A 13,289-nucleotide genomic window follows, 5' to 3' on the forward strand; every position below is an offset into this window, starting at 1 on the left:
ACTCTGTGAGTCGTGACTGATTTTGAGTAATGCAACCTGTTTCAAATAGGTGAACAGATGTAACCTCGGCAACACAAAAACAACCATAAATTAACCGAGAGAACATTATGCACACATCGGCTGTACCCTCTGCGCCATCTCGCTGGCTGGACATCAAATCAGGGATCGTCATCTTGGATGTCCTGCTACTTTGTGCCATGCTGGCCTGGCTCCCGTTTGATCCCATGGTCAACAAGGGGCTGGGCATTCTGGTCTTTATCGCCATCCTCTGGCTGACCGAAGCGCTGCACGTCACCATCACCGCCCTGCTGGTGCCCCTGCTTGCCACCGTGCTCGGGGTGTTTGACATGAGCAAATCCCTCACCGACTTTGCCAACCCGATCCTGTTCCTGTTTTTTGGCGGTTTCGCCCTCGCGGCCGCCCTCTCCAAACAGGGACTGGATACCCTGATGGCAGGCAAAGTGATGCACATGGCCAATGGCCATCTGGGTTGGGGCGTCATCCTGCTCTTTACCATTACTGCCGCCATGTCGATGTGGATCAGCAACACCGCCACCACCGCTATGATGCTGCCACTGGCTATCGGTATGCTGGCTCGCCTCGATAGCAAAAAAGATCGCGCAACCTTCGTATTCGTACTGCTGGGGATCGCCTACAGCGCCAGTATCGGTGGCATCGGTACCCTGGTGGGCAGCCCGCCCAACGCCATCGCTGCCGCCCAGATGGGGATCGGCTTCACCGACTGGATGAAGTTCGGTATTCCGGTGGTGCTGATCCTGATGCCCTGCGGCATTGCCCTGCTCTATCTGGTGACCCGCCCGCAGCTCAACCACCGCGTCGAGATCCAGGATGTCACCATCAGCTGGACCCGTGAGCGCAAAGTTACCCTGGCTATCTTCCTGACCACTGTTGTGCTGTGGATCGGCTCACAACCTATCTCCAACGCCTTTGGCGGCATCCCGCAACTCGACACCCTGATTGCCATGGGCGCCATCATTGCCATCGTGGTCAGCCGCGTCGCCAGTTGGGACGACGTCAACCAGAACACCGACTGGGGAGTACTGATGCTGTTTGGCGGCGGCTTGACCCTAAGCGCCATACTCAAAGCCACTGGCACCAGCGCCTTTCTGGCTGCACACCTGTCGGCCGTGCTCTCCCATGCCAATATCTTCGTGATCCTGCTGATGCTGGCGGCCTTCGTGGTGTTCCTGACTGAACTGGTCTCCAACACTGCCACCGCTGCTCTGCTGATCCCGCTGTTCGCCGGTGTGGCCGAGGCGCTAGGTGTCTCCCCCATCGTGATGGCGGTATTGATCGCTATCGGTGCCTCCTGCGCTTTTATGTTGCCGGTCGCCACGCCACCCAATGCCATCGTCTTTGCCAGCGGCCATATTCGCCAGAAGGAGATGATGAAAGCCGGTATGGCCCTCAACGTAGTCTTTACCGTGTTGCTCGCACTGCTGGCCTATTTTGTCGGTGATATTCTCTGATCACCTGTTACGCCAAAACAAAAAGCCCTCGCAATGCGAGGGCTTTTTCATATCCAGTGGTTAATCAACCCGCAACATTGCAACTCTTCAGGTTCCAAATCCGATCCACATAGTCCTGAATGGATCGGTCGGAGTTGAACTTGCCCATGGTGGCCGAGTTGATGATTGCCTTCTTGGCCCACAGCGCAGGATCCCGATACCAGGTATCGATCAGCTTGTGTGCCTCTGAGTAGGACTGGAAGTCCGCCAAGGCCAGATAAGGGTCTCCCCCTTCCAGCAAGGAGCGCTTGATGGAGGCCAGCTCACCCGGACGACCCGGTGTGAAGTAGTCAGTATCAAACCAGTCCAGCACGGCTTTGAGCTCTGAGTTGGCATAGTAGAAGTCGTACGGGTTGTAACCGCGCGCTTTCAACGACTTCACCTCGTCTACCGTCAGACCAAAAATGGCACAGTTTTCGGCACCCGCCTCTTCAGCGATCTCGATGTTAGCGCCGTCCAGCGTACCTATGGTGATCGCACCGTTGAGCGCCATCTTCATGTTGCCGGTGCCAGAAGCCTCATAACCTGCAGTGGAGATCTGCTCGGAGACATCGGCCGCCGGGATCAGTTTCTCCGCAAGGCTGACGCGGTAGTTCGGCATGAACACCACTTTCAGCTTGCCCTGGATACGGGTGTCGTTATTGACCCGATCCGCCAACTTATTGATGGCATAGATGATGTCTTTGGCCAGTTTGTAACCGGGTGCGGCCTTGGATCCGAAAATGAACACCCGCGGATGCATGTCATAGTCTGGGTTGGCCAGCAGGCGACGATACAACGCCATGATGTGGATAAGGTTCAGCTGCTGGCGCTTGTATTCGTGTAGACGCTTGATCTGGATGTCAAAGATCGCCTCGGCGCTAACATCAATACCGGTCTCCGCCTTGATAACCTTGACCAGTTTCTCCTTGTTATGACGCTTGATGGTCATAAACTGCTGCTGAAACGCCTTGTCATCTGCAAACTTCGCCACCCCACGCAGTTTGTCCAGCTGCAGCGGCCACTCTTTGCCAACCACTTCGGTATACAGCCCGGCCAGCTCAGGGTTACAAGCCAACAGCCAGCGACGCGGTGTCACCCCGTTGGTGACATTGCACAGCTTCTGAGGCCACAGCTCGGCATACTCGGGGAAGAGGTCCTCTTTCACCAGTTTGGAGTGGATTTCGGCTACGCCGTTCACTTTGGAAGAGCCGACCACACAGAGATTGCCCATCCGCACCTTGCGCACACTCCCCTCTTCGATGATGGAGAGTTTGGCCTTGATGACATCATTGCCTGGCCACTTGGGCTCGACCTGCTCGCTCAGGAAACGGGCGTTAATCTCATAAATCACTTCCAGATGACGGGGCAGCACCTTCTCAAACAAACTGACCGACCACTTCTCGAGCGCTTCAGGCAGCAAAGTGTGGTTGGTGTAGGAGAACACCTGATAGCAGATGGCCCAAGCGGCCTCCCAGTTCAAATCTTCCTCGTCCACCAGTACCCGCATCAGTTCGGGGATAGCCACCGCCGGATGAGTATCGTTGAGCTGAATGGCAATTTGCGCGGCAAAGTTGCTGAAATCAGCGCCATGCACCCGCTTGTAGCGGCGCATGATGTCCTTGATGGAGCAGGCACAGAAGAAGTACTGCTGGATCAGGCGCAGCTCTTTGCCCGCATCGGTATCATCGTTTGGATAGAGCACCTTGGAGATAGTCTCTGCCTGGGCTTTTTCAGCCTGAGAGTCGATGTAACCACCGGCGTTGAATACGTCCCAGTCGAAAAACTCGGATGCGCGGGATTCCCACAGGCGCAAAATGTTGACCGTGTTACCGCCAAATCCGACGACAGGGATATCCCAAGGCACCCCTTTGATCTTGCGACCGGCATGCCATACTTTTTTCAGGCCACCCTTGTCACCGAATACAGTCTCCACATAGCCGTAGAGCGGGATCTCTTGAACGGATTCCGGTCGGCAAATTTCCCAAGGGTTACCGTATTCACGCCAGGAGTCCGGACGCTCGATCTGACGGCCATCCTGGATCTCTTGACGAAACAGACCATGTTCGTAATGGAGTCCATAGCCGACTGCCGGATAGTTGAGGGTTGCCAGCGAATCGATAAAGCAGGCAGCCAGACGACCCAGGCCGCCGTTGCCAAGGGCCATGTCGGGCTCTTGCTCGCAAAGATCGGTCAGCTCCAGACCGAGCTCACCCAGCGCCTCTTCACAAGCCTTGTACAGGGAGAGGTTGTGCAGGTTGTTGGAAGTCAATCGTCCCATCAGGAATTCAGCAGAGAGATAGTGAATGGCACGAGTATCTTTCTTGAAGTGAGTCTGCTGAGTGCGGGTCAGGCGCTCGTACACCTGTTCATTGACGGCCGCAGCAGTGGCTTTCCACCACGCTTCGGGGGAGGCTTTCTGTTCGCTTGTTCCCAAGGTAGAACGCAGGTGACGCACGATACTCGCCTTGAGCTGATCTTTATCCAGTTGGAGATCCTGGTCTGTCTTCTTCTTGGTAGCCATAAACCATATTCCTTCGTTACAAATAAAATTGTTATCCCGCTTGCGGGACCGGCGCTGTTGTTATCTCAAAATATGTACCGGCGTGAGAATACTAACTAAAGCGGCAGAATTAAAAGTTAACGCAAGTCACACTTTAACCGATAAAAACAGCCTGAAAAGCTTGAAAACCCTTTCCTTTAACTGATTGTAGAAAAACAAACATAACCTTTATTATCAACAACTTATAAAGTAAATGAAAATATTATGGCATGAATAGGTTTTCAGAGATTGCCAAGCCTTGAAAATCCCTGAAAATAGGCAACAAGATGGCGCATTGAAACCGATTTCAATGCGCCTTAAAAATTACCGTATAAATATGAAGCAATCATTGCACCCTCAGAGATGTGCCTTGAACTGATTGCTCAATGGATCGTAATGGTACCCAATCTGATCCAGACGTCCTGCCAACTGGGCTTCACTCATATCGTAATAGGCCAGCAGCTCCTCCAACCCATCGCACTCCAGTCTCAGTTTTTCATTGATGATGCCCAGCAAGATGTTGGCATCCAGACGCTGCAAGGTACTTATATCCATAGCGGCACCTCCCTTTAAATAGCCTGTATAACCATGGGCGGTGCAGCGCCATTTGTCCATAGAGCAAAAAACACACGGCATGGTTTTTATAAAAAACCTTTAAAAACAAAATCATAAGTAAAACCCGTGCCAACGCCATCACAGATTTCAGCAAAAACACCTTGTCACTACCGCAGGATAGAACTACTGTATGCACATACAGCTTGGACATTCATACAGGAATTGAACTATGAACCAGCCTCTGCACTCACTGCCGTTTGCGATGAACCGTGCCATGAGTAACCCATGGCCAACCAGAACCGCTTGCAAAGCGGAATCTGCTCACTATGGCGTGACGATCAAGTCTGATGATCAGTTTCTGACTGAATTGGCCAAGCTAGGCAACACTCACGCCGGCTGGATCTTGCTGATAGCACCACCGGGGCGCCCCACCGCTGTGCGGCTGCAAGAGCAAGGCATAGATCCCAAAAGGGTACTGGTAGTACACAGCCCTAAAATCAAGAACTGGCAACAGACTCTGGAGCGCAGTCTGGGCAACGGCCACTGTGCTGCCGTGTTTACCTGGCTCCCCGAGCAGATCGAGCTGGATCACGCCAAGCTGCAACGTCTGGGACAACAATCTGGTGTGCTGACTCGTTTCTTTGGCACACAACGAACAAGCCCAATCACACCCCTGCTTGCCTATGCAGAGCAGGACATCTATCTCAATCATTAAGGCACGGTCACCCCATAGACACATCAAGATGATTCGCCGCAATTTGACACCATGGCAGCTATTTTGCCGTCAATATGACCCTCTTCTTGAAATTGTGAGTTACACAGGGTATAACCACGCGCTTTATCAGGTGAATTAAGTGAGCGGCATCATGCAAGCCCCCTTTTGGCAGACCAAGAGTCTGCAGCAGATGACTGAGTCCGAATGGGAATCCCTCTGCGACGGTTGTGGCAAATGCTGCCTCAACAAGCTGATCGATGAAGATACCGACGAGCTGGTGTTCACCAATGTCGCCTGTAACCTGCTCAACACCAAGACCTGTCAGTGCTCTGACTATACCAATCGTTTCAAAAAAGAGCCTGATTGCCTGCAGATCACCCATGACAAGATTGCCGAATATGACTGGCTGCCCTCTAGTTGCGCCTATCGTTTGCTAGCAGAAGGTGACACCCTGCCACAGTGGCATCCTCTGCTGACGGGCAGTCGCTCCGCGATGCATCAGGCAGGTCAATCTGTACGTGGCAAGGTCATTCACGAGGAGCAGGCAGGTGAATGGATTGATCACATCATCACCTGGGCCAGCTGACACGCTCCCCCCTATTTTCATTGAGACAAGGGCTGCACATTGTGCAGCCCTTGTTGTTTCTGCAGACATGGTTTTCCGCTTCATTGAGAAGAACCCAACGCATATCTGGCAGGATCACCGTAACCCCCTCCTTACAACACACCGGTACATTGGTAGAAGATAGCGGCAGAGAGGCAGAGGCAGAGGCAGAGGCAGAGCAGTCTCCCTAGGTGGCGATAGCACGCGAAGAAAGCGTGAGCGCGTTACAGGTAATGGCAAGGTCAATCTGGTAAACCGCTATGCCACAACCCTGTTCAAATACCCCATAACAACGTTTGTGATTGCGATGGTGCTTGATCCTGAAAGTCTATTCCCCCTGAATCGCACACATAAAAAAACCGGCGCCTTGGCGCCGGTTTTTACTCACTACGTCTCGATTACAGAGAAGCGGTGAAGGTACGGGTGATGACGTCTTGCTGTTGCTCTTTGGTCAAAGAGTTGAAGCGAACGGCATAACCGGATACGCGGATGGTCAACTGCGGATACTTCTCCGGATCTTCCATGGCGTCCAGCAGCATTTCACGGTTCATCACGTTAACGTTCAGATGCTGACCACCTTCCAGGTTGGCTTCGTGATGGAAGTAACCATCCATCAGGCCAGCCAGGTTGGCTTTCTGGGATTCCATATCTTTACCCAGTGCGTTCGGTACGATGGAGAAGGTATAGGAGATACCATCTTTCGCGTAAGCAAACGGCAGCTTGGCAACAGAAGTCAGGGAAGCAACTGCACCCTTCTGGTCACGACCGTGCATCGGGTTTGCACCCGGGCCGAACGGAGCACCAGCGCGACGGCCATCCGGGGTGTTACCGGTCTTCTTGCCATATACCACGTTAGAGGTGATGGTCAGAACAGACTGGGTAGCAACAGCGCCACGGTAGGTGTTGAGCTTCTGAATTTTCTTCATGAAGGTCTCAACCAGCTCACAGGCGATATCATCAACGCGCTCGTCGTTGTTACCGAACTGCGGGTACTCACCGTCGATTTCGAAGTCGATGGCTACGCCATCTTCGTCACGGATCGGCTTGACCTTGGCGTACTTGATGGCAGACAGGGAGTCAGCAGCAACAGACAGACCAGCAATACCACACGCCATGGTGCGATATACGTCACGGTCGTGCAGCGCCATCAGTGAGGCTTCGTAGCTGTACTTGTCGTGCATGTAATGGATGATGTTCAGCGCAGCAACGTACTGCTTGGCCAGCCAGTCCATGAAGTGATCAAGACGGCTCATCACATCGTTGTAGTCGAGGAACTCGGAGGTCACCATGTCAGTCTTAGGACCAATCTGGATCTTGAGCTTCTCGTCCATACCACCGTTGATTGCATACAGCATGGTCTTGGCCAGGTTGGCACGAGCACCGAAGAACTGCATCTGCTTACCAACGATCATCGGGGATACACAGCAAGCGATGGCATAGTCATCGTTGTTGAAATCCGGACGCATCAGGTCGTCGTTCTCGTACTGAACAGAAGAGGTCTCGATAGATACCTTGGCACAGTACTTCTTGAAACCGACCGGCAGCTTCTCGGACCACAGGATGGTCAGGTTTGGCTCAGGAGACGGGCCCATGGTGTACAGGGTGTTCAGCATACGGAAGCTGTTCTTGGTGACCAGAGTACGGCCATCAACGCCCATACCAGCCAGAGTCTCGGTAGCCCACATCGGGTCGCCAGAGAACAGTGAATCGTATTCCGGGGTACGCAGGAAGCGAACCATACGCAGCTTCATGACCATGTGGTCCATCAGCTCCTGGGCTTCTTGCTCGGTGATCACGCCTTTCTGCAGGTCACGCTCGATGTAGATGTCCAGGAAGCTGGAGGTACGACCGAAGGACATGGCAGCGCCGTTCTGGGACTTGACTGCCGCCAAGTAGGCGAAGTAGGTCCACTGTACAGCTTCTTTGGCATTCTTGGCCGGAACGGAGATATCGCAACCGTACTTGGCAGCCATGACCTTCATCTGTGCCAGGGCACGATGCTGCTCGGAGATCTCTTCGCGCAGACGGATGGTAGCTTCCAGGTTGACGCCGTTTTCCAGGTCAGCTTGCAGGGACTTGAACTGGGCCAGTTTGTCGGCCATCAGGAAGTCGATACCGTACAGAGCAACACGACGATAGTCACCGATGATACGGCCACGGCCGTAGGCATCAGGCAGACCGGTGATAACACCAGACTTACGGCAGTTCAGGATGTCTTTGGTGTAAACGTCAAACACGCCCTGGTTGTGAGTCTTGCGGTACTCGGTGAAGATCTTCTCGACCATCGGGTCAAGTTGACGACCGTACACTTCGCAAGAAGTTTTAACCATCTTGATACCGCCGTTGGCGATGATGGCGCGCTTCAGCGGCTTGTCAGTCTGCAGACCAACGATCTGCTCCAGGCTCTGATCGATATAACCGGCATCGTGTGCGGTAATGGTGGAGGGCATGTCAGTATCAAAATCGACCGGCGCATGAGTGCGGTTTTCGATTTTGATGCCTTCCATGACCTTGTCCCACAGCTTGGCGGTTGCGTCGGTCGCTCCAGCCAGGAAGGACTCATCACCTTCATACGGGGTGTAGTTCTTCTGGATGAAGTCACGGGCGTTGACAGAAGTCTGCCATTCACCGGCCGCGAAGCCTTCCCATGCTTTTTGGAACTGTTCGTTAAGTTCTGCCATTTTTCATTACCTCACACGGTATTGATGTAGTATCCCGCAATCATCCTTAATGATGACGACGGAAGATAAACCAGTAAGTCAAACCAACCATCACGCCACCACCAATGATATTACCGATGGTGACAGGGATGAGATTGTGTAGGACAAAGTTGGATACGGTCAGATCGGCAAAGGTCGCCGGATCCTGGCCGATGGCCTGCCAAAACTCCGGGCTGGCCAGGCTATGGATAGCGATGCCCACCGGAATCATAAACATGTTTGCAATGCTGTGCTCGAAACCGGATGCCACAAACATGGCCACGGGCAGCAACATTACCATCACCTTGTCGGTGGCAGTGCGGGCCCCAAAGGCCATCCACACCGCAAGACACACCATCAAGTTACAAAGGATACCCAGCGCCACCGCTTCAAAGAAGGTGTGGTGAATTTTGTGTTGGGCCACTTTCAGGGCATTCAGCCCCCACTGACCATCTGCCGCAGTATATTGCGCTGACATGATGATGAGGCCAACCATCAGCAAACCGCCGATCAGGTTACCGAAGTAGACCAGACCCCAGTTCTTGAGCAACTGGGCCCAACTGATGCGATTGGCGGCCTTGGCCACCAGCGTCAGGGTGGTGGAGGTGAACAGCTCGGCACCGAGCAACACGCAAAGGATCAGACCCAGGGAGAAACAGAGACCACCGACCAGCTTGGCCATGCCCCAAGACATGGAGCCTGAACCTGTGGTCACTGTGATGTAAAAAATAAACGCGATGGCGATGAAAGCGCCTGCGGTAATGGCCAGTGGAATGACCTTGTATGCCGGCTTGGTGGCCTTGGCATAGGTGATATCTTCAGCCAATGCAGCGATGGCTTCTGGCTTGAGACAATCGAATGGGGATTCAGCTTTCAATTCTTATCTACCTGAATGTTTTGCCTGTTGAAATCATAACAAAGGGCCAAATGGCCAAAATTGACATCGATCAAGTTTATCAGACTGTGAATGTAATTTTACTACAAATATTTTAGTGCAACGGCTGCGCCAGTTTACACCAGGTTTCAGCTGAAACAGAAATGCTGTGTGTTTAATTTAATGATTTCAAACAATTTATTACCATGCACGTAAAGATGATATTGGCAAGATATCTTTGCAGCTCGACAGCACATCCCCTGCCCCTTCATCAACCCCATTAGGGGTATTTTTTGTTTTTTATTTCATCTTGGAATAAAAATCACCAATCTTACCGCGCGATAAACAGAAGGGGCCACACGGCCCCTCCCTCTACCACAAGGTTACGCCCAGCTATGGGCGCGCTTGGCGTTTTGCAGCTTCTCATAAGCCGCCAGCAGCTTCTGATGCAACGGGAACTGCGACAGAGACAGGTCAGCGGTGTCCAGCCCGTGGAAGCGCGCTTCGCCACTGGCGTTGGCCCACGCCAGCGCCAGCGTCTCTTCGCCGTACATGCGGGTAAAGACGGCGCGATACTGCTCAGGATCCCGCTCGTCGTCGAGGAACAACTCGACACAGGCACGCAGGGCGCGGTAATAGCTGGCTCGCTCGGCAGTGAACACTGACTGGTTGAACTCCATGGTCCAGTCGATAAGATCCATGGCCGTCTCCAGCTCGCCAGCAGCCAGTGCCAGCATGGCTTTCAGCTCACCGACCCGCAGGGTGTGCAGCGCAGTACCCTTGGCGGCGGCGATGCCCAGCAGCTCACGCACACGGGTGCGCTCGTCGTGCCCCTCTTCATCCAGTTGATCAAACAACGCCATATATTGCTCGGCATCCCACTCCAGCGATGGCAACGCCAGGATCACTTCACGCAGGTTGGCGCCCATGTTGTTGTTGGCCAGCAGCAAATCTTCAACCGGATAGATGTCAGACATGCCCGGCACCAGAATGCGGCAGGCGTAAACACCCAGATGCTCGTAATCGGCGATATAGACCGGCTGCTCCAGCTCGTGGAAGATGCCGATCAGGTGATCAAACTCCTCCTGCGAGGTACCACGGAAGTCCCAGTCGGCGAACTCGAAGTCTGCATCCTGCTTGAACAGATCCCAGCTGATGAGGCCCGAGGAGTCGATGAAGTGGGTCTCGAGGTTGTGGTGATCCGCCACCTGCTCGTTGTCGAATGACGGCGGCACGAACACATCCAGATCTTTGAGGCCACGACCTTGCAGCAATTCGGTGACGGTGCGCTCGAAGGCCACTTCGAAGCGCGGGTGGGCGCCGAAGGAGGCAAAGCAGGTACCGTTGCTCGGGTTGAGCAACACCACGCAGATGACCGGATAACGGCCACCCAGAGAAGCATCGAAGCTGTAAATGGGGAAACCTTCCGCTTCCAAGGCCGCGATAGGAGCAGCAATCCCCGGATAACGGGCAATCACCTCGTCCGGGATCAGCGGCAGGCTCAGGGCCTCGGCGATGATCTTGTTCTTCACGTGGCGCTCGAAAACCTCGGAGAGCGCCTGGGTGCGGGCTTCGGTGCGGGTGTTGCCGGCGCTCATGCCGTTGGAGACATAGAGGTTGCCGATGATGTTCATCGGGATATAAACAGTCTGGTGATCGGACTGGCGCTCGAACGGCAACGCGACGATGCCGCGCTCCTCGTTGTTTGACTGCAGATCCACCAGCATGTCAGCGGTCACTTCACCGTCCGGGTTGTAGAACTTGCGGGTGAAGCTGTCGAGCAGACCGGCCGGGAACTGATCACCCTCAATGGGGAACCACTTCTCGTTCGGGTAGTGAACGAAATCACCGTTTGCTACCTGCTCGCCCAGATAGAAATCGGCGAAGAAGTAGTTGGTAGAGAGACGCTCGAAATATTCGCCAAGAGCGGAGGCGAGTGCCGCCTTCTTGCTGGCACCCTTGCCATTGGTGAAGCAGAGGGCGCACTCCTTGTCCCGAATATGCACTGACCAGACGTTGGGTACGGGATTGAGCCAGGAGGCCTCTTCGATATCAAACCCTAAGGCTTGCAGCTTGGTCTGGAAACGGTCGATGGAGTCTTCCAGTGCCGCGTCCTTGCCGGGAATAAAAGTGTGGTCTGTCATCACTGTATCCTGATTTTTATTGGCTCATGTTTGGCCGCAGATAATAGCAGGGGTCGGCGGCTTTGGCAGGACAAAAATCAGCAAACAAGGGGGATAGCAAGGTCATCAATGAGGCGGCTCCCCGCCCCTACACCACAAACAGCGCGGGCCCGGGGATTGCCCGGGCCCGCTTGTTACGCGAAGCGATACATCGTCAGAGCTGCTTGCCCTGGCTGGCGATCACCTGGCTGTACCAGTGGAAGCTCGCTTTCTTGATCCGGCGCAGCGAGCCGCCTTGTTCGTCACGCTCCACATAGACGAAGCCGTAGCGCTTCTGATAGCCGTTGAGCCAGCTCAGGATGTCGGTAAACGACCAAGCGCAGTAGCCGAGCAATTCCACCCCATCCTGCAGCGCCTCCTGGCACGCCTTGACGTGACTGCGCAGATAATCGATGCGGTACTCATCGTTCACCTTGTCGCCCGCCTCCAGCTGGTCGAACTCGCCAAGGCCGTTTTCGGTGATCATCAGCGGCAGACCGTAGCGGGAAGAGAGACGGCGCAGCGCAATGCGCATCCCGGTCGGGTCGATGGCCCAGTCCCAGTTGCTGGTCTCAAGGTGCGGGTTGGGCGCCGTCTTGAAGAGGCCGGGGATGCCGCTCGATGGGGTAGTCCCCTTCTGTCCGGTGGTGTTGATCCGCTGCAGGGTCTGACCGCCCAGGGGGTTATCTGTGTAGGTCAGGGTGTAGTAGTAGTTGACGCCAATATAGTCAGGCGTCCCTTCGCGCAGCAGCGCCAAATCGCCCGGCAGGATCTCCGGCGCCTCGCCGTTTTCTCGCAGATAGGCGAGCGCCGCCTGCGGATAGCGGCCAAAGCAGTAGGCATCCAGCCACCAGAGGTTGTTGAACTCCTCGGCGTTCTCGTAGGCCAGCATATCTTTCGGGTCACACGACGCCGGATAGGCAGGGGAATAGGCAAAGCTCGGGCCGATGAGGCCATTCGGCACATGCTGGCGAAACGCCTTGATCACCCTGGCGTTGGCCAGAAACGCAATGTGGTTGGCGGCGAAGAAGCGCTTGCGATCCTGCACGGCGGGCGGATGGGTGCCGAGCTGATAGGCGTTGGTCAGGTTGTAGTTCTGCTCGTTGAGGGAGACCCAGTACTTCACCTTACTGGCAAAACGCTGATAGAGGGTCACGCAGTAGCGCTCGAAATCGGCGATGATCCGTCTGTCTTCCCAGCCGCCGTACTCATCTTGCAGCGCTTGCGGCAAGTCCCAGTGGTAGAGAGTCAGCACCGGTTCGATCTTGTGCGCCAGCAGGGTGTCAATCAGCTTCTCGTAGAAAGCCAGCCCCGCCTCGTTCACCTCCCCCCGACCGGTGGGATAGATGCGCGGCCAGCTCACCGAGAAGCGGTAAGCCTTGAGCCCCATCTCGGCCATCAGCGCCACGTCCTCTTCCATGCGGTGGTAGTGATCCACCGCCACATCGCCGTTGCTCCCCTCAAAGGTCTTGCCCGGCAGCTTGGTGAAGAGATCCCACACCGAGGGGCCCTTGCCATCGGCATTCCAGCCCCCCTCCACCTGATAGGCGGCGGAGGCGGCGCCCCACAGAAAATCGCTCGGGAAGTCGTTGAACTTGTGGTGATGCATCTGGTGTTGCTCCTGCTGCGC

General features: G+C 54.7%; 9 protein-coding genes. 3 read left to right on the forward strand and 6 right to left on the reverse strand.

All coding sequences use genetic code 11. The features are described 5' to 3' along the window. Positions 1–107: 107 nt before the first annotated feature. Positions 108–1,490, forward strand: a complete 1,383-nt coding sequence (locus BN4575_RS08655; protein WP_068977888.1) for an SLC13 family permease — start codon at positions 108–110, stop codon at positions 1,488–1,490. Between the two features lie 64 nt (positions 1,491–1,554). Here the strand turns inward: BN4575_RS08655 and BN4575_RS08660 are convergent, their stop codons facing one another. Next, positions 1,555–4,032, reverse strand: coding sequence for a glycogen/starch/alpha-glucan phosphorylase (locus BN4575_RS08660; RefSeq protein WP_068977889.1), 2,478 nt, complete (start codon positions 4,030–4,032; stop codon positions 1,555–1,557). A 375-nt stretch (positions 4,033–4,407) separates the two neighbouring features. Next, positions 4,408–4,605, reverse strand: coding sequence for a DUF4250 domain-containing protein (locus BN4575_RS08665; protein ID WP_042019225.1), 198 nt, complete (start codon positions 4,603–4,605; stop codon positions 4,408–4,410). A 229-nt stretch (positions 4,606–4,834) separates the two neighbouring features. Here BN4575_RS08665 and BN4575_RS08670 point away from each other — a divergent pair, with 229 nt between their 5' ends. Together BN4575_RS08670 and BN4575_RS08675 are read left to right on the forward strand one after the other, a co-directional pair. Beyond that, a complete protein-coding gene (locus BN4575_RS08670) occupies positions 4,835–5,320 on the forward strand; it encodes a cell division inhibitor (protein WP_068977890.1) in 486 nt (161 codons plus the stop codon). Positions 5,321–5,471: 151 nt separating this feature from the next. Beyond that, complete coding sequence (locus BN4575_RS08675) at positions 5,472–5,906, forward strand: YcgN family cysteine cluster protein (protein ID WP_042019284.1); 435 nt, start codon at positions 5,472–5,474, stop codon at positions 5,904–5,906. Positions 5,907–6,322: 416 nt separating this feature from the next. Here the strand turns inward: BN4575_RS08675 and pflB are convergent, their stop codons facing one another. The 4 genes from pflB to BN4575_RS08695 all read right to left on the reverse strand — a co-directional run bounded on the left by pflB (position 6,323) and on the right by BN4575_RS08695 (position 13,268). Further along, positions 6,323–8,605 (reverse strand): formate C-acetyltransferase, encoded by a 2,283-nt coding sequence (pflB, locus tag BN4575_RS08680; protein WP_068977891.1) that lies wholly within the window; start codon positions 8,603–8,605, stop codon positions 6,323–6,325. A gap of 46 nt (positions 8,606–8,651) precedes the next feature. After that, on the reverse strand, positions 8,652–9,500 hold the full coding sequence (gene focA, locus BN4575_RS08685; RefSeq protein ID WP_068977892.1) for a formate transporter FocA: 849 nt from the start codon (positions 9,498–9,500) through the stop codon (positions 8,652–8,654). A 380-nt stretch (positions 9,501–9,880) separates the two neighbouring features. Further along, positions 9,881–11,641 (reverse strand): 30S ribosomal protein S12 methylthiotransferase accessory factor YcaO, encoded by a 1,761-nt coding sequence (gene ycaO / locus BN4575_RS08690; protein WP_068977893.1) that lies wholly within the window; start codon positions 11,639–11,641, stop codon positions 9,881–9,883. Positions 11,642–11,834: 193 nt separating this feature from the next. After that, positions 11,835–13,268: a glycoside hydrolase family 1 protein gene (locus BN4575_RS08695; RefSeq protein ID WP_068977894.1), complete on the reverse strand. Its 1,434-nt coding sequence runs from the start codon at positions 13,266–13,268 to the stop codon at positions 11,835–11,837. Positions 13,269–13,289 lie beyond the last annotated feature (21 nt).

Origin of the sequence: Aeromonas sp. EERV15 (assembly GCF_900079845.1) — a bacterium.
GTDB lineage: Bacteria > Pseudomonadota > Gammaproteobacteria > Enterobacterales > Aeromonadaceae > Aeromonas > Aeromonas sobria.